Origin of the sequence: uncultured Flavonifractor sp., assembly GCF_944385615.1 — a bacterium.
In the GTDB taxonomy this organism is placed as follows: Bacteria; Bacillota; Clostridia; order Oscillospirales; family Oscillospiraceae; genus Flavonifractor.
In genome coordinates this window covers 113657-133894 of sequence record NZ_CALWXV010000001.1, presented here as the reverse complement: position 1 = coordinate 133894, position 20238 = coordinate 113657, and the positions used below count along the sequence as shown (strand labels likewise).

The following is a 20238-nucleotide window of genomic DNA, read 5'->3' as shown; positions in this document are numbered from 1 at the left end:
TGTATCAATCATAATTTATTTAGGAGGTTACCTATCATGGCTTCTGAGAAAATCACTGCCCTCATTGAAGAGGTTAAGGGTCTGACCGTTCTGGAGCTCTCCGAGCTCGTCCACGCTCTGGAGGAGGAGTTCGGCGTTTCTGCCGCTGCTATGGCCGCTCCCGCCGCTGGCGGCGCTGCTGCTCCCGCTGCTGAGGAGAAGACCGAGTTCGACGTGGTGCTGGCTGATGTCGGCGCCGAGAAGATCAAGGTCATCAAGGCTGTCCGTGAGATCACCGGTCTGGGCCTGGCCGAGGCCAAGGCTGCCGTTGAGGCTGCCCCCAAGGCCATCAAGGAGGGTGTCTCCAAGGACGAGGCCGAGGAGCTGAAGAAGAAGCTGGAAGAGGTCGGTGCCAAGGTGGAGCTGAAGTAATTCCGCTTTCCAATGAGCTAAAAAGACCTGCCGCGTTGCGGCAGGTCTTTTTTTACAGAAAAGGCCCGGCTGGATCTCCAGTCGGGCCTTTTGTCAGTCAAAAATCAGGGTGGCGAAATAGTCCTCCGGGGTCTCCGCCCGGCGGATCAGCTTGGTGTTGCCGTCCTCCTGGAGCAGTACCTCGGCGGAGCGGAGCTTGCCGTTATAGTTATAGCCCATGGAGAAACCGTGGGCGCCGGTGTCGTGGATCACCAGCAGGTCCCCCTGCTCCACCTGGGGCAGCATCCGGTCGATGGCAAACTTATCGTTGTTCTCGCACAGGCCGCCGGTGACGTCATATTTATGGTCGCAGGGGGCGTCCTCCTTGCCCATGACTGTAATGTGATGGTAGGCCCCATAGATGGCCGGGCGCATCAGATTGGCGGCGCAAGCATCCACCCCCACGTACTCCTTGTAGGTGTGCTTGAAATGGAGCACACGGGTCACCAGGCAGCCGTTGGGCCCCAGCATGAAGCGGCCCAACTCGGTATAGATGGCCACATCCCCCATGCCTGCCGGAACCAGAATCTTCTCAAACTGCTTTCGCACCCCTTCGCCGATGGCGGCGATGTCGTTGGCGGGCTGATCGGGCTGGTAGGGAATACCCACGCCGCCGGACAGGTTGATAAAGCAGATATCACAGCCGGTCTCCCGCTCCAGCTCCACCGCCAGCTGGAAGAGGATGCCCGCCAGGGTGGGATAGTACTCGTTGGACAGGGTATTGGAGGCCAGGAAAGCGTGGATGCCAAACCGCTTGGCCCCCATGGCCTTCAGCTTTTTGAAGCCCTCAAAGAGCTGCTCCCGGGTAAAGCCGTATTTGGACTCTCCGGGGTTATCCATCACCTGGAAGCCCTCGGCGGATTCCCCAATGGTAAAGGTGCCGCCGGGGTTGAACCGGCAGGAGATGGTCTCCGGGATGTACCCGATAGTATCCTTGAGGAAGTCGATGTGGGTGAAATCGTCCAGATTGATGGTGGCACCCAGCTGGGCGGCCAGCTTGAAGTCCTCCGCCGGGGTGTCGTTGGAGGAGAACATGATCTCAGGCCCGGTTAGCCCGCAGCGGTGGGAGAGCATCAGCTCGGTGAGGGAGGAGCAGTCCGCGCCACAGCCCTCCTCCCGCAGGATCTTCAAAATAGTGGGGTTGGGGGTGGCCTTCACCGCGAAATACTCCTTGAAGCCCGGATTCCAGGCAAAGGCGGCCTTCAGGCGGCGGGCGTTCTCCCGGATGCCCTTCTCGTCGTACAGGTGGAAGGGAGTGGGGTATTGTTCGGTCATGGTGCGCAGCTGTTCTAATGTCACAAAGGGTCGTTTCATGGGTTCACCTTCTTATCTTTTGCTATTTACTATAGTAAAGTTACAGCCATCTGTCAATGGACAGATGGTGAGGGATTTCCGGTTCTTTCCTTTCTTTCTTTAGAAATTTACCCAAAAGGATAGAATTTTATGCCGCTCCCTTGCGCATCCTAAGGCAAGCTGGTATAATAATATGAATTTTGGCGTTGTGCGGGAGGGGTCTATCGTGGCAGCAAAGCTGGTTTTGTATCTGACACGGACCCCATAACAAAGCAATTGTTTTTTCTGTGGAAAAGACAATTGCTTTTTTTCTGCGCAGCACCGAAGGAGAGGAGATTGTTATGAACCAAACCAATACCCCCGGCAGCGAGCCCATCCGGGACGCCCGTACCCTGGGTCTGCCCAAAATGCTCATTCTGGGCCTACAGCACATGTTCGCCATGTTTGGTGCCACTGTGCTGGTCCCCATCCTGGTCCAGGGCTACGGCCTGCCCCTGTCCATCCAGACCACCCTATTCTTTGCCGGTATCGGCACCCTGTTTTTCCATTTCTGCACCCGCCTGAAGGTACCCGCCTTCCTGGGCTCCTCCTTCGCCTACCTGGGCGGTTTTGCCGCCGTGGCTGCCCTGGACACCGGCAAATATGCCGGTATGGCCCCCGCCGTCAAGCTGCAATACGCCTGCGGCGGCATTGTGGTAGCCGGTTTGCTCTATGTGATTCTAGCCGCCATCATCAAGGTGGTGGGCGTGCGCCGGGTCATGCGTTTCCTGCCCCCGGTGGTTACCGGCCCCATTATCATTCTCATCGGCCTCAACCTGGCCCCCTCCGCCGTCACCAACGCCTCCACCTGCTGGTGGCTGGCCATCGTAGCCATGGCTATCATCATTGTGGCCAACATCTGGGGCAAGGGCATGGTCAAGATCATCCCCATCCTGCTGGGCGTGGTGGGGGCCTATATCATCGCCGTGATCGCCAATGCTCTGGGAGCCACCGCCTTAGACGCCGCCGGAAATGTAGTGCCGCTCATTGACTTCTCCGGGGTAGCCGCCTCTGCCCCAGTGGGCATTCAGCCCTTCTTCCTGGCCCGGTTTGACCTGACCTCCATCTTTGTCATGGCCCCCATCGCTGTGGCCGCCATGATGGAGCACATTGGCGATATGTCCGCCATCTCCGCCACTGTGGGCCAGAACTTCATTGAGAACCCCGGCCTCCACCGTACCCTCATCGGCGACGGCGTGGCCACCTCTCTGGCTGGTCTCTTCGGCGGCCCCGCCAATACCACTTATGGCGAGAATACCGGCGTGCTGGTGCTCTCCCGGGTGTATGACCCCAACGTGGTCCGACTGGCGGCCATCTACGCAGTGGTCCTCTCCTTCTCCCCCGCCTTTGCCGCCATCGTCAACTCCATCCCCACCGCCATCATCGGCGGCGTATCCTTTATCCTCTACGGCATGATCTCCGCCATCGGCGTGCGCAACGTAGTGGAAAACCGGGTGGACTTCACCAACTCCCGCAACCTCATCATCGCCGCCGTCATCCTGGTGTGCGGCCTGGGCTTCTCCGACGGTATCACCTTTGCCATCGGTGAGGTCCACATCACCCTGACCAATCTGGCCATCGCCGCCATTGCCGGTATCGCCCTCAACGCCATTCTGCCCGGCAAGGACTACGTGTTCGGCTCCGACGTGACCGAGGGCCGCTCCGGCGATTTTGGACGGTATTAACGCCCTGTCTCAATACAACCGCAGCCAAGGCTGCGGTTGTATTTTTCACAATCTGACCTTATTATATTTTCTATGTCTGACGTTTGAATTAAGGTCAGTTTGGCACTATAATCGGGGTAAGAACACAGAGAGAAAGGAAGTGCGCTCTATGCAGCCCCGTTCCAATTCCGCCCTGAAAATCGCCGTCCTGGCAATGATGACCGCGCTGGTGTTCGCCGTCAACTATCCTCGGATCATCATTCCCCTGTCTACCGGCCAGACCTCCTTCACTTTAGCCAATATCATGTGCTGCCTGTCTGGGCTGCTGCTGGGCCCCGTGGGCGGGCTGGCCGCCGGCCTGGGTTCCGCTCTGTACGACCTGACCAATCCCCTGTATGCCCCGGAATGCTGGCTCACCTTTCTCACCAAGGGAGCCATGGGACTGAGCGCCGGGCTGGTCATGCTTCGGGCCAAACACCGGGAGGAGCCCCGCTATCCCCGCTGTTTTGCGGGCGCCCTGCTGGGCTGCGTCGTATACTACATTCTCTACTTTTCCAAGAGCCTGTTCTACGACGGTATGCTGGTGGGCGGTCTGACCTTTGAAGCCTCGGTCGTTTTGCTCCCCTTAAAAATCCCTGCCTCGGTCGTCAACGCCGTGCTGGCGGTAGCCGCCGCTCCGGTGCTCTGCCTGCTCATCCGCAATGCCCTGAAACGGGCTCATCTGAAGCTGGCCTGATTACAGATATCGAAAAATACCCGCTGCGATTGCAGCGGGTATTTTTATTTAGCGTTCTTCTGTTACAGGACCACTTTGATGCGTTCCACCGCCTGGCGGGTGGCGTCCGCCTCACCAAAAGCGGTCAGGCGGATATAGCCCTCGCCGCTGGGACCGAAACCAGCGCCGGGGGTAGTGACCACATTGGCCTCCCGGAGCAGTTTGTCAAAGAAGTCCCAGGAGCCCATGCCGTCGGGAGTGCGGGCCCAGATATAGGGGGAGTTCTCCCCGCCGGACACGGTAAGCCCGGCGGCGGCCAGCCCATCCCGGATGACCTTGGCGTTGTTCAGGTAGTACTGGATGGTCTCCTTTACCTGGGCCCGGCCCTCGGGGCTGTACACCGCCTCAGCGCCCCGCTGGACCACATAGGGCACCCCGTTGAACTTGGTGCACTGGCGACGGTTCCACAGGCTGTTGAGGGGGGTACCGTCCCGCTCCAGCTCCTTGGGGATGACAGTGTAGGCGCAGCGGGTACCGGTAAAGCCGGCGGTCTTGGAGAAGGAACGGAACTCAATGGCACAGGTGCGGGCCCCGTCGATCTCAAAGATAGAGTGAGGGATGGCGGGGTCGGTGATGAAGGCCTCATAGGCGCTGTCATAGAGGATGACCGCCCCGGTGCGGTTGGCGTGGTCCACCCAGGCCTTCAGCTGCTCCCGGGTAGCCACCGCGCCGGTGGGATTGTTGGGGAAGCACAGGTAGATCAAATCCACCGGAGTCTGAGGAATTTCGGGGGAGAAACCGTTCTCCGCCACACAGGGCATATAAACCAGTTTGGTCCACCGGCCGACGGTAGCGTCATATTCCCCGGCCCGGCCCGCCATGGCGTTGGTATCCACATAAACGGGGTACACCGGGTCACATACCGCCACCACATTGTCCCGGTGGAAGATATCCCCGATGTTGCCGCAGTCGCTCTTGGCGCCGTCCGAGACGAAGATCTCGTCGGGCTGAATTTCCACGCCCCGGGCCTTGTAGTCGTGCTGGGCAATGGCGTTTCGCAGAAAGTCATAGCCCTGCTCCGGGCCGTAGCCGTGGAAGCCCTGGGCGGTAGCCATCTCGTCCACCGCCTTGTGCATGGCGGCGGTGACGGCGGCGGGCAGGGGCCGGGTCACATCCCCAATACCCAGCCGGATCAGGGCCCGGTCGGGATGCTCCTGGCTGTAGGCCGCCACCCGCCGGGCGATTTCAGAGAACAAGTAGCTCCCGGGCAGCTTATTGAAATTATTATTGATCTTTGCCATTGTTCTTCTCTCCTTTGTATTCAAAGGGGGTAATCCCCCTCAAAAACCGTCTCTGCCGGGCCGGTCATGCAGATTGTCTCGCCGCTGGGCCAGGACAGCTCCAGCACCCCGCCGGGCAGTTGGGCGGATACCTGCCGCCCCGTCCGTCCCTGGACCACCGCCGCCGCCAGAGCGGCGCAGGCGCCGGTACCACAGGCCAGCGTGGCGCCGCTCCCCCGCTCCCATACCCGAATCGTCAGGCGGTCTGGGGCGAGACAGGCAACAAACTCCGTGTTGATTCCCTGCGGAAAGGCGGGGTGATGTTCAAACTGAGGCCCCAGCCCCTCCAGATCCAGCGCCTCCAGCCGGTCCACAAATAAAACCCCATGGGGATTGCCCATAGACACCGGAGTAACGGTCCAGGACTTGCCAGCCGCCATCAGCTCCAGCGGCTCCCCCACCTGGGGACAGCCCATATCCACCCGGACAGAGGCCACCCGGCCGTTCTCCACCAGCAGCTCCAGAGTGCGCAGCCCCGCCGCTGTCTCCACGATCAGCTCCCGTTTCCCGGTCAGGCCTTTGTCATAGACATACTTGCCCAGACACCGGATACCATTGCCGCACATCTCCCCTTCGGAGCCGTCGGCATTGAAGATGCGCATTTTAAAATCCGCTGTTTGGGATGGACAGATACAGATCAGCCCGTCGCTTCCCACCCCGAAGTGCCGGTCACTCATCCGGCGGGCCAGTTCCGGCAGATCCTCCGGCAGGCCGTCCAGGCCGTTCAGGTAAACATAGTCGTTGCCCAATCCCTGCATCTTGGTAAAGCGCATACCGCCCCTCCTATTCCCAGAAAGAAGCGGCGGCAGTCCTGTCCCGGACTGCCGCCGCGAGACTTCCCTGTCTCCCTCTACGATATGCCGCTTACAGGCGTTCTAACACCATTTGGGCTGCCTGGGCCAGCTTGATACCGGCAGACATACTTTTTTTCTGCAAAGCCCGGTGGGCCTCTTCCTCGCTCAGGCCCTGGGCCATCAGTTTGACCTTGGCCGCCGCGATCTGCTCCTGTTCCTGCTGGCCGCGCCGGAGGGGCTGGGCCCGCGCTTCGGCCAGCAGTTGCTCCACAGCGTCCAGCAGCTCGCTTTTGGAGGCCGGGGCGCTGAGGCGGAGGATCTCCGGATTCTGTACCAGATCCAGCAGACTTTGGGAGGCCACGATCAACATACGGCAGAAGGCGGGCAGATCCTCATAGAGCAGCTCGGCGGGGCCGTCGGCAAACTTGTAGCCGAACACCACGGCGGCCACCTGCTGTTCATGGACCGTACGCCGCACCTGGTCGGCGGAAGTACACAGCAGACAGGCCGCAGTGCCCGACCGCTCCAACAGCTCCCGAATCCGCCTGCCATTCTGGACACCGGCAAAAGCCACAATTATCTTTTCCACATCCGCTCACTTCCGCTGAGGTGAAACGTGGTACTCAATAGTTGATGATATATTTCTCCCGCTCCCAGGAGGATACCCGGGTCCGGTACTCTTCCCACTCTTTTTTCTTGCCCTCCAGGAAGTTCTGGGCTACATGACTGCCCAAGGTGTCCAGAATGAGCTGGTCGGCCTCCAGCAGACGGATGGCCTCCTCCAGAGAACCGGGCAGGGAGTCGATGCCGTTGGCCTTTCGGGTGGCGTCGTCCATGGCGTAAATGTTCTCGGTGATCTCCTCGGGGGGCGTCAGGCCCTTTTCAATCCCGTCCAGACCGGCGGCCAGACAGACCGCGAAGGCCAGATAGGGGTTGCAGGAGGGGTCGGGAGAACGAAGCTCCACCCGGGTGGACTGACCCCGGGAGGCGGGGATGCGGATGAGGGCGGAGCGGTTGGAGGCCGACCAGGCCAGATAGCAGGGGGCCTCGTAGCCGGGCACCAGACGTTTATAGGAGTTGACCAGGGGATTGGTGATGGCGGCCATCCCCTTCACATGGGCCAGCAGCCCGGCAATAAAGCTGTAGGCCTCCTTGGACAGCCCCCGCTCGCCGTTGGGATCGTAAAACACATTCTTCCCATTGCGGAACAGGGACATATTGGTGTGCATACCGGAGCCCGCCACCCCATAGATGGGCTTGGGCATGAAGGTGGCGTGGAGACCGTTTTTCTGGGCCAGGGTCTTGACCGCCAGCTTAAAGGTCATGATGTTGTCGGCGGCATGGAGGGCCTCCTCATACTTGAAGTCGATCTCATGCTGGCCTTCGGCACATTCATGATGGGAGGCCTCGATCTCAAACTTCATGGCCTCCAGAGCCAGGCAGATCTCCCGGCGGGTGGACTCGCCGTGGTCCAGGGGGCCCAGATCGAAGTAGCCCGCCTCGTCGTTGGTCTTGGTGGTGGGCTTGCCCTCATCGTCGGTATGGAACAGGAAGAACTCGGCCTCAGGTCCCACATTGAAGGCGTCAAAGCCCATGTCTCTGGCCTTTTGCAGGGTCCGCTTGAGCACATACCGGGGATCACCGGCAAAGGGCGTGCCGTCGGTATTGTGGACGTCGCAGATCAGCCGGGCCACCTTGCCGTGGTGGGGCTGCCAGGGAAACACCCGGTAGGATTTCAGGTCGGGAAACAGATACTGGTCGGACTCGTCGATCCGGACAAAGCCCTCAATGGAGGAACCGTCAAACATACACTGATTATTGACCGCCTTTTCGATCTGGGAGGCGGTGATGGCCACATTCTTCAGCTGGCCGAAAATATCGGTGAATTGCAGACGGATGAATTTGACATCCTCTTCCCGTACCATGCGGATGATATCTTCTTTGGTGTGCGGCATGACAGGGGCCCCTTTCTCTCATCAAAATCATGGATTCAGATAGCAAAGAAGGCGCTCCGCCCCCCGGGCCGGAACGCCTTTGTTCACAACTGAATCTAAGTATACGTGCTCCTTTTTCTTCTGTCAAGCTTCTGGCGTACCTGAAAAAGATTTTTGTGGCAACCGGCAGGGTACCTCTCCCTCCCTCCGCCTTCCTTGTGCGGACAGCACAAACCAGAGCGGTTTCCTGCCAGCCGGGCTTTTTTTCCCCCAATGTTTGTGCTAAAATATTAAAATATAAAATAGAGAATATTTCTCCAGTCCACGATCAATTTGAACGAAACTGGTTTGATCTCTCACCCGAAGAAAGAAGGAATCAAGATGGATATCAACGAGAAAGCCCTGAACCTCCACTATGAGCTCCAGGGCAAGATCGAGGTGGTGTCCCGCAGGTCCATCGAGACCCGGGAGGACCTGTCCCTCATGTACACCCCCGGCGTAGCCGAGCCCTGCCGGGTCATTGCCAAGGATTATGAGCAGTCCTTCCGCCTCACCCGCCGGAGCAATTTGGTGGCGGTCATTACCGACGGCTCCGCCGTGCTGGGGCTGGGAGATATCGGCCCTGCCGCTGGGATGCCGGTGATGGAGGGCAAGTGTGCTCTGTTCAAGGAATTTGGGGGCGTGGACGCCTTCCCCATCTGTGTGAACACCAAGGATGTGGACAAGCTGGTGGAAACCATCTATCTGATCTCCAAAAGCTTCGGGGGCATCAATCTGGAGGACATCGCCGCCCCCCGGTGCTTTGAGGTGGAGCGGCGGCTGAAGGAGCTGTGTGACATTCCGGTGTTCCACGACGACCAGCACGGCACCGCCATCGTGGTGGCCGCCGCCATGCTCAACGCCGCCAAGGTCACCGGCAAAACTTTGGGTCAGATGAAGATCGTTATCAACGGGGCGGGGGCCGCCGGTATCGCCATCGGCAAGCTGCTCATTTCCATGGGCTTCGGCAACATCGTCATGTGTGATATCAACGGCATCATCTGTGAGGGGGACCAGGGGCTTAACGCCGGTCAGGAGGAGATCTCCCACATCTCCAATCTGAACCACGAGCACGGCACCCTGGCTGACGCCCTCAAGGGGGCCGACGCCTTTGTTGGGGTATCCCGTCCCAACCTGGTAACGGCGGAAATGGTGTCCACCATGAAAGACGGCATTGTGTTCGCCATGGCCAACCCCACCCCCGAGATCATGCCCGACGAGGCCAAAAAGGGCGGGGCCGCCGTCATCGGCACCGGCCGCTCCGACTTCCCCAACCAGATCAACAATGTGCTGGTGTTCCCCGGCATCTTCAAGGGGGCTCTGGCAGTCCGGGCCCGGGAGATCACTGAGGGCATGAAGATCCGGGCCGCCAAGGCTCTGGCCGCCCTGGTCACCGACGATCAGCTCAGCCCCGAATATATTCTTCCCTCCGCCCTGGATAAGAGCGTGGCCGACGCTGTGGCTGACGCCGTGGCGCAAGAGGCCAGAGAGCAGGGCATCGCCCGCGCCTGATTCTTTCCAAAAACCATCCCCTTGGGAAAAAGGCCTGCTTCACTCCCCCGGGAGGAAGCAGGCCTGTCTGTTTTGTTTGTTCCACTGGATTTGAGGGTTTGAAAAAAACTATAGAAAAATGAGACACATGACCTTTCTTTTTGTGTGAATTACACGATATAATAGGGACATGAGGAGGTGAGGTCCTGTGGACGTCTTCCGGGCGCTTCCGCCGCAAAAGCGGAACTACATGGAGTTTCTGTTCCGCAACTGCACAGAAGAGGTCAAGTACTATATGACCCTGATCGACATCGAGGCGGAGCGTACCTTTATCAAGGCAGGCACAGACTGCACCCATATTTTTATCATCCTCTCCGGCAAGGTCACCGGCGTGGAGTGGCCCATACACGAGCGGCCCTATTCCTTCAAGGACTTTGGGCCCGGCGACTTCTTCGGTGAGATCGAGTGCTTTGCCGGTCTGCCCCAATACCGCATCAGCATCATCGCCTCCACTCCCTGTCGGGTCCTCTCCATCCCCGCTTCCGCCTATATGGACTGGATGCGGATGGACGTGGAAGCCCTGTTCCTGCGTACCCAGGAAAATATGCACCGGCTCATCACCCAGACCGCCGAGGCCCGCAAATACCTCTTCATGGACGGCAAGGACCGGCTGATGGTCCACCTGATCCGAAAATTTGAACAGCGGCTGCCCACCCCCCAGGTCCTGGAGCTGAAGAAGACCAGAGCTCAGATCGCCGAGGAGATCGGCTTTTCCACCAAAACCCTCAACCGCAGTATTCAGAAGCTGGAGGAGCTGGACCTGATCCGGGTCCAGCGGGGAAAGATCCTGATTTCTGAGGAGGGCTACCGCCGCATGAAAGCCCACATTGAACATCACGTCAACGGCTGAATATCCCTCCGTCAACACGGAGCACGTAAAAGGAGGAAAGCGCCATGTATGTCGGAAAAAAAGTGACCCGCGTGGACGCCTGTGACAAGGCCATCGGCCGCACCAGGTACACCGATGACTTGTGTGACAAGAGCGCCTATATCGCTCAGGTACTGCACGCCACCATTGCCAACGGCCGGGTAAAGTCCATTGACACCTCTGCTGCGGAGGCCATTCCTGGCGTCATCAAGGTATTTACCTGCTTTGATCTGAAAGAGAAACACTACTTCCCCACTGCCGGACACCCCTGGTCCACCGATGAGAGCCACCAGGACGTGGCAGACCGGCTGGTGCTCACCGATCGGGTCCGCTTTTACGGCGATGACATCGGCGCGGTGGTGGCGGAAAATGAGGTGGCCGCCGCCCAGGCCATCCGGGCCATCAAGGTGGAGTATGAGGAATATCCCTTCGTACTGGACGTCCACGAGGCCATGCAGGACGGCGCGCCTCAGCTCCATGAGGCCTACCCCAACAACATTCTCAAGCATACCACCATCCGCAAGGGCAACTATGAGGAGGCCATCAAAGAGCCCGGCCTCATCAAGGTGGAGGGGTGGTATCAGACTCCCACCGTCCAGCACTGTCACATTGAAAATTTCATCTGCTTTGCTGAGGGGGTGGGCGACCGGATCAAGATCGTCACCTCCACCCAGATCCCCCACATTGTCCGCCGGGTGGTGGGGCAGGCCCTGGGGATCGAGTGGGGCAAAATCCAGGTTATCAAGCCCTACATCGGCGGCGGCTTCGGCAACAAGCAGGATGTGTTGTACGAGCCTCTGTGCGCCTGGCTGAGTATGCAGCTGGGGGGCCATCTGGTCAAGCTGGATATCCCCCGGGAGGATACCTTCGTCTCCACCCGGGTACGCCATGCCATCCACAGCCACATCATCTCCTGGGTGCGTCCCGACGGCACCTATGCCGCCCGGAAGCTGGAGGCCTTCTCCGATCAGGGGGCCTACGCCTCCCACGGCCACAGCATCTGTGCCAAGGGCGCCGGCGCGTTCCCCCAGCTTTACCCCTGCGACAATGTGGAGGTGGATGCCTACACCGTGTTCACCAACAAGTCCGTGGCGGGCGCCATGCGGGGCTACGGTATCCCACAGGCCATGTGGGCGGTGGAGTGCCACACGGAGGAGGTGGCCGCCCGGCTGGGCATGGACCCCATTGCTTTCCGGCGGAAAAACCTGATGCCGGTGGGCTACACGGACCCCTTCTCCAAAAACGAGCTGTATGCCGACACCTTCAACCAGTGTATCGACAAGGGTATGGAGGCCACCGATTACCTGCGGAAGTATCAGGCCTACCAGAATCAGACCGGCGACGTCCGCCGGGGCATCGGCATGGCGGTGTTCTGGTACAACACGGCGGTGTGGCCCATCTCCCTGGAAACCTCCTCCTGCCGGATGGTGCTCAACCAGGACGGCTCCCTCCAGGTCCAGCTGGGCGAGACTGAAATCGGCCAGGGCGCCGACACCGCCTATACCCAGATGGCCGCCGACGTGGTGGGCGTGCCTCTGGACAAGGTCCACGTGGTCTCCTGCCAGGACACCGACGTCACCCCCTTCGGCACCGGCGCCTATGCCTCCCGGCAGACCTATACCGCAGGCTTTTCCATCCGTCAGACCGGCTCCCTGCTGAAAGAGCGCATCCTGAACTACGCCCAGGAGCTGACCCGGATGCCCCCTTACAACCTGAACATCGTGAACGGCAAGATCGTCCGAATCACCGATGGACGGGAGCTGATGACCCTGGGTGAGCTGGCCACCGAGGCCCTCTACAGCCTGACCCACAGCCAGCACCTGACGGCGGAGAGCACCGCCCAGATCAAGTCCAACGCCTATTCCTTCGGCTGCACCTTTGCCGAGGTGGAGGTAGATATCCCCATGTGCAAGGTGAAGCTGCTGGACCTGGTCAACGTCCACGACGCAGGCACCATCATCAACCCCGCCCTGGCGGAGGCTCAGGTCCACGGCGGCATGAGCATGGGCATCGGCTTCGGCCTGTCGGAAAAGCTGCTCTTCGACGATAAAAACGGCCGGGCCCTGAACAACAACCTGCTGGACTATAAGCTATCCACCTTTATGGATCACCCCCGCCTGCGGGCCTTCTTTGTGGAAAATCCGGAACCCACCAGTGCCTTCGGCACCAAGGCCCTGGGCGAACCCCCCACCTGCTCGGTGGCGCCCGCCATCCGTAATGCGGTCTACCAGGCTACCGGAGTCTTTGTCAACGACGCGCCTGTGAATCCCCACATCCTCTTCCGCCGTTTCCAGGAAGAGGGCCTGATCGAAAAGGAGGTCTCCGGCCATGTATGATATCAAAGCACTTTACGAGGCGGAGAGCGTGGCTCACGCCATCCAGCTTCTGATGGAACACCCGGAAGCCCAGATCATTGCCGGCGGCAGCGACGTGCTGGTCCAGATCCGGGAGGGCAAGCGGGCCGGCAAGGAGTTGGTCAGCATCTACGGCCTGGACGAGATCCGTGGGGTCTCCCTGGAGGAGGACGGCACCATCCGCATCGGCTCCCTCACCAGCTTCTCCCACATCACCCGGAACCCCATTATCCAGGCCCATATCAACGTGCTGGGCCAGGCGGTGGACCAGGTGGGCGGCCCCCAGATCCGCAACATCGGCACCATCGGCGGCAACACCTGCAACGGCGTGACCTCCGCCGACTCCGCCTCCACCCTGTTTGCCTGGGATGCTATCGTCGAGCTCACCGGACCGGAGGGGGTGCGGCGCATCCCCATCCAGGATTTTTACATCAAGGCGGGCAAAGTGGACCTGCGCCCCGGCGAGCTCCAGACCGCCATTCTCATTCCCAAGGCGGCCTATGAGGGCTATGAGGGCCACTACATCAAGTACGCCATGCGCAACGCCATGGACATCGCCACCACCGGCTGCTCGGTGAACGTGAAGCTGTCCGCCGACAAGTCCACCATGGAGGATGTGCGCATCGCCTATGGGGTGGCCGGGCCGGTGCCCATGCGGGCCCGCACAGCCGAGGCCCGCGCCAAGGGCAAACCCACCACCCAGGCCGAGATCAAGGCCTTTGCCCACACGGTTCTGGAGGACATCAACCCCAGGGACAGCTGGCGGGCGGCCAAGGACTTCCGGCAGCATATCGTGGTGGTACTGGCAGAGCGCGCTCTGACCGAATCCATTCGTCTGGCAGGAGGTGTGATCCATGAGTAAGCAGTATAAACTGGTCCGCTGCACCATCAACGGCAAGCCTGTGGAAAAGATGATCGACGTGCGGGCCTCCCTCACCGATATGCTGCGGGACGACTACCGGCTCACCAGCGTGAAAAAGGGCTGTGAAGTGGGTGAGTGCGGCGCCTGCAACGTCCTGGTCAATGGGGAGTGCTTCAACTCCTGTATCTACCTGGCGGTGTGGGCCGACGGCAAGGAGATTCTGACCCTGGAGGGACTGGCCGGTCCCAACGGCGAGATCTCCGACATTCAGCAGGCCTTCATCGACGAGGCCGCCGTCCAGTGCGGCTTCTGCACCCCCGGCTTTGTCATGAGCGCGGCGGAGATCCTGGAGTCGGGCAAGGAGTACTCCGACGACGAGATCCGCAAGCTGATGTCCGGCCACCTGTGCCGGTGTACCGGATACGAAAACATCTTCCGCGCGGTGAAAAAGACCATGCTCCGCCGCCTGGGCAAGAACGCCGAAGCCGACGCGGTATAATCCTTCCCCCAGTCTGATATCCCCTGATTTCTTTGTCAGTCCCCTTCGGTCCTGTCGATTTGTAATAAGATCCACAAAACGTTCGGCTCCAGACCGAAGGGGATTTTTGCACCCTTTTTTACTGAAAAATATATATTTTACATGAAAAATTACTATTTTCAACGTTGCAAGTGAGGTGCTAATGATGGAAAACAAGGAAGCGGAAATCAAAACGGTCAGCCAGGACAATATCTACCGGCTCAACGGAAGGGTCCCTCTGTCCAAGGCCATCCCCTTTGGATTGCAGCACGTTCTGGCCATGTTTGTGGCCAACCTGGCCCCTGTGCTCATCGTATGCAGCGCCGCTTTGGTGCGGGGCACCGACACCCATCTTACAGCCGTGGAAATCACCCAGCTGCTCCAGTGCGCCATGTTCGCCGCTGGCATCGGTACCTGTCTGCAGCTCTATCCCATTTGGAAAATCGGCTCCAAGCTGCCCATCGTTATGGGCGTCAGCTTCACTTTCCTGGGCAGCCTCCTGATGATCTGTACCAACCCAGCCCTGGGCTATGAGGGCATGGTAGGCGCGGTCATATTGGGCGGTATCTTTGAGGGCCTGGTTGGCTTGAGCGCCAAGTACTGGAAGCGTTTCCTCACCCCTGTGGTATCCGCCTGCGTGGTCATCGCCATCGGCCTTTCCCTCCTGTCGGTAGGCATGAACTCCTGGGGCGGCGGCAACGGCGTAGCCGACTTCGGCGCCTGGTACCATCTGGCCATCGGCACCTTCACTCTGATTGTTTGTCTGGTCTCCCGTTACTGCCTGAAGGGCGTATACAAGAACCTGAACATCCTTGTTGGACTCATTGTGGGCTATGTGGCTGCCGCCATTCTGACTGTGGTTGGCGTCGCTCCCATGGTAGATTTCTCCGGCATTCAGAAGACCATTGGTGAGATTGGCTTCTTCAGCCTGCCCAAGCCGGTGTTCTTTACCAGCCACTTCCCTGTGTTTGACCTGGGCGCCTTCTTTACCATCGCCATCGTCTTCCTGGTCTCCGCTGCCGAGACCACCGGCGCTACCGCTGCCGTGGCTCAGGGCGCACTGGGCCGGGAGCTGAAGATCGAGGAGCTGCAGGGCTCCTTGGCGGTAGACGGTTTCTCCAGCTCCATCTCCGGCTGCTTCGGCTGCCTGCCCCTCACCTCCTTCAGCCAGAATGTGGGCCTGGTAACCATGACCGGCGTTATCAACCGCTTCACCATCCTCATGGGTGCGCTGATTCTGATCCTGGCCTCCCTCTTCCCCCCGCTGGGCGCTTTCTTTAACTCCCTGCCCCAGTCGGTTCTGGGCGGCTGCACCGTCATGATGTTCGGCTCCATTATGTATGAGGGCATCAAAATGCTCAAGGAGTGCGAATTCAACGACCGCACCATGATTATCGTCTCCCTCTCCTTCTGTATCGGCATCGGCCTGACCCAGACCTCCGGCAACTTCTTCTCCGCTTTCCCCGCCGCTGTAGGCGACATCTTCAACGGCAACGCGGTAGCCGGTGTATTTGTGGTATCCCTGCTGCTCAGTCTGATCCTGCCCAAGGAAAAGCACTCCGCGGATCAAAAGGACTGATTCATTTCTTATCGCTGCCCATTCCTATCGATAGATGCCCATTGCTCACAAACCTGTAGCGGCGGCTCCAAAAGGAGCCGCCGCTACAGGTTTTCGTCAGATAATAGCTTCACAAAACAGAGCTGTTTGATATAGTTCAGAGATCATACCGGTAAATGCGCTCATAGGCGCCTCCCCCTGCCGGTGCTTCCTCCACAAACTTCCAGCCGATCCGCTCATAGTAGCCGTTCAGCTTGGTGATGAGGTACAGATGCTCATAGCGGCGGAGCGCCCGCACCGCCTCAATGCTGGCAATTTGCAGCCGCTGGCCGATATGCAGGTTCCGGCACTCCTCCTTGACATACAGCGTGGCCATCCAGGGGGACAGGTCCTGCCGGGTCTTCAGGTCATTGAGCCACAGGGACACCACCCCCACCGGCTGTCCGCCCCGGACCGCCACCAGCATTTGGGGAACGGTATCCCGCTGGGAGGCGTATTTGGTGCGGTAGATGATTTCGTCCAGGGTGTATCCATCGGCCTTGGCCCATTCCTGCCACAGCCACCGGGAAACCTCTTCCATCAGCTCCGGCGCATCGGCCAAATTGACTATTCTGATCTCTTCCATTCTGACAGCCCTCCTGTCCGTCCGCTGTTTTTTCTGGGTACACCATGATTATATGGGCTTTCCCATCTATCGTCAAGGGCTTCGAAAAAGCCAGGACCTGCCGCTTTTTGCGGCAGACCCTGGCTGTTCCTGTGTCTGAGCGCGACCGGTTTACCGACCAAACAGCCGGGAGAACAGGCCCTTTTTCTTTTTTGGGGCGGAGGATTCTTCTTGAGAGAAGTACCGATGGAATGCGCTGCCTTCGCTGCCGCCGGGCATGAGATCCGTCCGGTCGTCCATATTGTAATACCCTGCATTGCTATGCTTCCAAGACCCGGTATGGGACCAGCCAGGGCCGCTCTGGGGCAGGTCGGCCTGAGTGGTGTACTGCTGTCCCGGCTTAGGTGCCAGGGAGGGTCCGGGGGCTGGACGGGGCCTAGTCACCTGAGGCGGCAGGGGAGCCGGAGTAATGGGGACAGTATCTATGCCTTCTTGATGCTCAATGCCCCGAAACAGAACATTTGCGCCTATCCCCATTTCATTTCCGCTTTCCTTCCATCCCTCACTAAATGCGTTATTAACAGGTGCACTCATTTTCAAATAATCCTGGTAGCTCCCAGAAAATCCCGCAGCTTGTATCACTCTTTCTTTGGATTGCGCATCAAACGATTTTAACACATCAGGAAGCGCATGGAGCTTACCAATTAAAAATTTGGAATCTGCATAATTCTGTTTTGCATACTGTTGCAGTTTCCCTGCGTCAGATCCACCTGCATTAAGAATCTGCCGAACCAGAGGTGCAAACGTGGTCCCCATATTCTTTACCATATCATCACTCATGGACACTGTTCCTGACTGCGCTGTTGTTTGTGCTATTTGATTCACCTGGTCCAATGTGTCTATCATTGTCTGATTATACGAATCAGCCTCTTCTGTTCCGCTGGCGTCAAACAAGGCCTCTATCCGCCGTCCCATACTACCTGCACCACTATTATCCGGCCTTGCATTTGGATCATTGTATTTTTTGCGCAACGCTTCTGTCGCCATTTCAGTACGATGATTACGTAAACCAAGGTATTGTTGCCGATCCAGCACCTGTTGATTCATTTCTGCATGGGAAATGGTGGGCTGGGCAATCATATCTACCGGTTTGATGTAGCGTTGAGCAGAGGGCGAAAGCATACTATGCCATTGTTGGCGTTGTTGTTCGTCCCGCGCCATTTGTTTCTGCTGCTCCTTTTGTGCTTTCTCCGCCTCTTTCTCCTCCTTGCTCTTACACTGGGCGGGGGCGGAGGCCCCCGACATGGGAGCAATGGTAGTCAGTTCCCCGCCGAAGCTGTTCTGAGGCCCCGCCTGGGCGGTGAGGCCGGAGGCCACCCGGGCCCCCATTACATCGGCCTCATGCTCCAGGGCGGCGTTTTCCACCACGGGATAGCCCCCCTGCACACGGCCCTGGGCCTGCTGCACCACATGGGCCAGCTCGTGGCCCAGCACGTCCATCCCGGCGCTGCTGTCCAGCAGGATGTCGGTCCCTCTGGCCACCGCCTGGACCCCCATCTCTTCGGGAATGTGGCCCCGGCTGATGCGGATGTTGGAGAAATCCGCGCCAAAACCGGGTTCAAACTTCTCCCGCAGGGCGGGGGACATGGGCTGTGGCGCACCCGCGCCCGACAGGTGGAGCATTTCATCGGCCGTAACGGGCTTGGCCTGAGGGCGGGCCGCCCGGGCCGGAGCGCTTTTCCGCTTGGTTTGATAGGTCTGCATCCGCGATTCCTCCTTCAGAACTGATATACCGCATAAAATTCCGTCTCTTTTTGCGCGTGCCTTCCCTGCCGCAGCAGCTTGTCGCACAGAGCGTAGCCCCCCCGGTCAATGGCCGAGGTCCACACCTGGGTATCGCCGGGCAGTGCGGCCCTGGCCGCCTCGATGGTCCGGGCCAGCAGCGCCGCCGCCGTCCGCCCGCTCCGGTAGGACGGAAGCACATAAAGCCCCGCGATCTGATAGCCCCCCGCCAGCCGGTCCACCAGCAGCAGGCCGGACAAGCTCCCTTTGACCGTACAAAAGCTGCACAGCTGGGGGTCCGGGTCCTTGAGCCGTTCCGGGGTGACAAAGGAAGGCAGGCTTCCCTTTTCCACCAGAGCCTCGTAATCCAGCTGCACGGCTTCCGGTGCATCCAATGCGCTGTATACCGCCATCTCCTCCGGCAGGTTTACTCTGACCGATGGAATGTCCGCCAGCCGGGTGGAAAAGGCCGTAGAGATAGGCTTTGGTTTGGAAAAGCCCGCTCGGGTCAGAATGTGGAGGGTCTGTTCCTCCCCCTCCAGCATACTGGGGCTGTAGACCGCTTTGAGCTGACGGGCTCCGGCGGCCTTCACCTCTCCCAGCAGTCCCCGAATCAGGTAGGTCCCCAGCCCACACAACCGGGCCACTGGGTCCACAAAGACATAGCGCAGATAGTACTCCCCCGGCTCCGTCTCCTCGGCCAGGGCGGCGGCACAGGCCATGCCGTTGTACACAGCCCCCACACACACGGTTTCCGGCTTCTCCATCAGGGGGTGAAAGGATCGGGGAACATATTGGGAAAAGGCACCCAAATCTTGCTTCAGACGGATCAAGGTAAGGTCCTGCACAACGGCGCACCTCCTTTTGTAGCTGTCTCTATCATACCACAAAAGAGTTTGCCACTGTTTGCTTTCTACCCCCCTTGGCCACTATTAACGTCAAGTCATTTGGCGGACCAGCGTGTATTTTTCCACCATACAGTCGGGATAGTAGGATTCCTTGGCCTTCCGCAGGCCCTCCAGCCCCATGTCGTCTTCCCGGTTCAGATAGCGCACCTGGGGATAGTGATCCCGAATCCAGCGGGCAAACGCCCGGTTAATCATGGCATACGCCCCCTGGATCTCCCCATAGGCCTTTTCAAAGTGGATGTCAAAGGTATCCGCGCCGATGGGGCTGCCCATGGTAAAGGCCACCACCCGTCCCCCGGTCCGCAGCAGCAGCCCGGTCAGGCCCAGGGCATCATAGTGGGCAAAAGCCTTGGACATGGCGTGGCGCTCGTCCATCCGGCTCTGTGTCGTCTCGGCGCCGTTTTCCCGCTCCTGGCGGTAAAGGCGGTTCCACTCCAGATCCATCTCCGCGCACTCGGCCAGGTTTTCCACCGTGATCTCCTCCACCGCCCAGTCCGGGCAGTTCTCCTCAAAGCGGTGGATATGGTTGCGCTTGCTGTGGAGCTTTTTCCCACCCAAATCGGCCAGACGCCCGACCTCATAGAGATAATCCCAGCCGTCCCGATCGGGCGTACACTGGTACTGTCCGGGTCGGATCGCCTCCAGCCGCTCCAGTTGCTCCGGGGTCACGCACAGCAGGCGGCATGGCTCCCCCCGCTCCGCTGCGTCGGCCTCCAGCGCTTCCAGCACCGGCTCCAGCGGACCTCTGCCGGCGGGAAACAGATAGCCGTTTCCCGCCCGACCACACAGCCGCTCCAGCACATAATCGTCCATCCGGGCCACCTGCTGCCGGAAGGTATCGCTCCACAGAAACAGGGTGGCAAAGCTGTACTCACAGCCCCTGTTACCGGCGGCGCGGAAGCAGTCGTCAACCCACGGCTTGTCCCCCACCTCAGGGGGCTGAAATGCTATCATGACTTTAATCGT

18 protein-coding genes are annotated in these 20238 nt (G+C 59.5%); 9 read left to right on the top strand and 9 right to left on the bottom strand.

Annotation, left to right across the window (positions count from 1 at the left end; translation table 11 throughout):
- Positions 1–36 precede the first annotated feature (36 nt).
- Positions 37–411 (top strand): 50S ribosomal protein L7/L12, encoded by a 375-nt coding sequence (rplL, locus tag Q0J75_RS00655; RefSeq protein ID WP_087345801.1) that lies wholly within the window; start codon positions 37–39, stop codon positions 409–411.
- Between the two features lie 93 nt (positions 412–504).
- On the opposite strand, the gene Q0J75_RS00650 is transcribed toward rplL, so the two are convergent.
- Positions 505–1764, bottom strand: a complete 1260-nt coding sequence (locus tag Q0J75_RS00650; protein WP_297195855.1) for a diaminopimelate decarboxylase — start codon at positions 1762–1764, stop codon at positions 505–507.
- Between the two features lie 320 nt (positions 1765–2084).
- Here Q0J75_RS00650 and Q0J75_RS00645 point away from each other — a divergent pair, with 320 nt between their 5' ends.
- Both Q0J75_RS00645 and Q0J75_RS00640 read left to right on the top strand, forming a co-directional pair.
- On the top strand, positions 2085–3467 hold the full coding sequence (locus Q0J75_RS00645) for a uracil-xanthine permease family protein (RefSeq protein WP_297195854.1): 1383 nt from the start codon (positions 2085–2087) through the stop codon (positions 3465–3467).
- A gap of 148 nt (positions 3468–3615) precedes the next feature.
- On the top strand, positions 3616–4182 hold the full coding sequence (locus Q0J75_RS00640; RefSeq protein WP_297195853.1) for an ECF transporter S component: 567 nt from the start codon (positions 3616–3618) through the stop codon (positions 4180–4182).
- Positions 4183–4244: 62 nt separating this feature from the next.
- On the opposite strand, the gene Q0J75_RS00635 is transcribed toward Q0J75_RS00640, so the two are convergent.
- From Q0J75_RS00635 to glnA, 4 genes are all read right to left on the bottom strand, one after another.
- Positions 4245–5462: an LL-diaminopimelate aminotransferase gene (locus Q0J75_RS00635; RefSeq protein WP_297195852.1), complete on the bottom strand. Its 1218-nt coding sequence runs from the start codon at positions 5460–5462 to the stop codon at positions 4245–4247.
- A gap of 20 nt (positions 5463–5482) precedes the next feature.
- A complete protein-coding gene (gene dapF, locus Q0J75_RS00630) occupies positions 5483–6274 on the bottom strand; it encodes a diaminopimelate epimerase (protein ID WP_297195851.1) in 792 nt (263 codons plus the stop codon).
- Between the two features lie 91 nt (positions 6275–6365).
- A complete protein-coding gene (locus tag Q0J75_RS00625) occupies positions 6366–6884 on the bottom strand; it encodes an ANTAR domain-containing protein (RefSeq protein ID WP_297195850.1) in 519 nt (172 codons plus the stop codon).
- 34 nt (positions 6885–6918) lie between these two features.
- Positions 6919–8250 (bottom strand): type I glutamate--ammonia ligase, encoded by a 1332-nt coding sequence (glnA, locus tag Q0J75_RS00620; RefSeq protein WP_297195849.1) that lies wholly within the window; start codon positions 8248–8250, stop codon positions 6919–6921.
- Between the two features lie 360 nt (positions 8251–8610).
- Here glnA and Q0J75_RS00615 point away from each other — a divergent pair, with 360 nt between their 5' ends.
- The 6 genes from Q0J75_RS00615 to Q0J75_RS00590 all read left to right on the top strand — a co-directional run bounded on the left by Q0J75_RS00615 (position 8611) and on the right by Q0J75_RS00590 (position 15999).
- Positions 8611–9780, top strand: coding sequence for an NAD(P)-dependent malic enzyme (locus tag Q0J75_RS00615; RefSeq protein ID WP_297195848.1), 1170 nt, complete (start codon positions 8611–8613; stop codon positions 9778–9780).
- Between the two features lie 187 nt (positions 9781–9967).
- Positions 9968–10669, top strand: coding sequence for a Crp/Fnr family transcriptional regulator (locus Q0J75_RS00610; RefSeq protein WP_297195847.1), 702 nt, complete (start codon positions 9968–9970; stop codon positions 10667–10669).
- Between the two features lie 44 nt (positions 10670–10713).
- Positions 10714–13023: a xanthine dehydrogenase subunit XdhA gene (gene xdhA, locus Q0J75_RS00605; protein WP_297195846.1), complete on the top strand. Its 2310-nt coding sequence runs from the start codon at positions 10714–10716 to the stop codon at positions 13021–13023.
- Positions 13016–13903: a xanthine dehydrogenase subunit XdhB gene (gene xdhB, locus Q0J75_RS00600; protein WP_297195845.1), complete on the top strand. Its 888-nt coding sequence runs from the start codon at positions 13016–13018 to the stop codon at positions 13901–13903. The genes xdhA and xdhB overlap by 8 nt, the downstream gene beginning before the upstream one ends.
- Positions 13896–14402, top strand: a complete 507-nt coding sequence (xdhC, locus tag Q0J75_RS00595) for a xanthine dehydrogenase subunit XdhC (RefSeq protein WP_297195844.1) — start codon at positions 13896–13898, stop codon at positions 14400–14402. Before xdhB ends, xdhC begins: the two co-directional genes overlap by 8 nt.
- A 184-nt stretch (positions 14403–14586) precedes the next feature.
- The gene (locus Q0J75_RS00590) at positions 14587–15999 is read left to right on the top strand and encodes a uracil-xanthine permease family protein (RefSeq protein ID WP_297195843.1); all 1413 of its coding nucleotides are present in this window, start codon (positions 14587–14589) and stop codon (positions 15997–15999) included.
- A gap of 136 nt (positions 16000–16135) precedes the next feature.
- Here the strand turns inward: Q0J75_RS00590 and Q0J75_RS00585 are convergent, their stop codons facing one another.
- The 4 genes from Q0J75_RS00585 to Q0J75_RS00570 form a co-directional block, all read right to left on the bottom strand.
- On the bottom strand, positions 16136–16603 hold the full coding sequence (locus Q0J75_RS00585; protein WP_297195842.1) for a GNAT family N-acetyltransferase: 468 nt from the start codon (positions 16601–16603) through the stop codon (positions 16136–16138).
- 150 nt (positions 16604–16753) lie between these two features.
- Positions 16754–18346, bottom strand: a complete 1593-nt coding sequence (locus Q0J75_RS00580) for an eCIS core domain-containing protein (RefSeq protein WP_297195841.1) — start codon at positions 18344–18346, stop codon at positions 16754–16756.
- Between the two features lie 14 nt (positions 18347–18360).
- Complete coding sequence (locus Q0J75_RS00575) at positions 18361–19212, bottom strand: GNAT family N-acetyltransferase (protein ID WP_297195840.1); 852 nt, start codon at positions 19210–19212, stop codon at positions 18361–18363.
- 90 nt (positions 19213–19302) lie between these two features.
- Positions 19303–20226, bottom strand: a complete 924-nt coding sequence (locus Q0J75_RS00570; RefSeq protein ID WP_297195839.1) for a DUF2156 domain-containing protein — start codon at positions 20224–20226, stop codon at positions 19303–19305.
- Positions 20227–20238 lie beyond the last annotated feature (12 nt).

Bases quoted from the DNA above. Each gene is read 5' to 3' on its own strand.
- Q0J75_RS00615 (WP_297195848.1), top strand. From the start codon at position 8,611: ATGGATATCAACGAGAAAGCCCTGAACCTCCACTATGAGCTCCAGGGC.
- Q0J75_RS00570 (WP_297195839.1), bottom strand. From the start codon at position 20,226: ATGATAGCATTTCAGCCCCCTGAGGTGGGGGACAAGCCGTGGGTTGAC.
- Q0J75_RS00650 (WP_297195855.1), bottom strand. From the start codon at position 1,764: ATGAAACGACCCTTTGTGACATTAGAACAGCTGCGCACCATGACCGAA.
- Q0J75_RS00640 (WP_297195853.1), top strand. From the start codon at position 3,616: ATGCAGCCCCGTTCCAATTCCGCCCTGAAAATCGCCGTCCTGGCAATG.
- xdhA (WP_297195846.1), top strand. From the start codon at position 10,714: ATGTATGTCGGAAAAAAAGTGACCCGCGTGGACGCCTGTGACAAGGCC.
- xdhB (WP_297195845.1), top strand. From the start codon at position 13,016: ATGTATGATATCAAAGCACTTTACGAGGCGGAGAGCGTGGCTCACGCC.
- glnA (WP_297195849.1), bottom strand. From the start codon at position 8,250: ATGCCGCACACCAAAGAAGATATCATCCGCATGGTACGGGAAGAGGAT.
- Q0J75_RS00635 (WP_297195852.1), bottom strand. From the start codon at position 5,462: ATGGCAAAGATCAATAATAATTTCAATAAGCTGCCCGGGAGCTACTTG.
- Q0J75_RS00585 (WP_297195842.1), bottom strand. From the start codon at position 16,603: ATGGAAGAGATCAGAATAGTCAATTTGGCCGATGCGCCGGAGCTGATG.
- rplL (WP_087345801.1), top strand. From the start codon at position 37: ATGGCTTCTGAGAAAATCACTGCCCTCATTGAAGAGGTTAAGGGTCTG.
- Q0J75_RS00590 (WP_297195843.1), top strand. From the start codon at position 14,587: ATGGAAAACAAGGAAGCGGAAATCAAAACGGTCAGCCAGGACAATATC.
- Q0J75_RS00580 (WP_297195841.1), bottom strand. From the start codon at position 18,346: ATGCAGACCTATCAAACCAAGCGGAAAAGCGCTCCGGCCCGGGCGGCC.
- dapF (WP_297195851.1), bottom strand. From the start codon at position 6,274: ATGCGCTTTACCAAGATGCAGGGATTGGGCAACGACTATGTTTACCTG.
- Q0J75_RS00645 (WP_297195854.1), top strand. From the start codon at position 2,085: ATGAACCAAACCAATACCCCCGGCAGCGAGCCCATCCGGGACGCCCGT.
- xdhC (WP_297195844.1), top strand. From the start codon at position 13,896: ATGAGTAAGCAGTATAAACTGGTCCGCTGCACCATCAACGGCAAGCCT.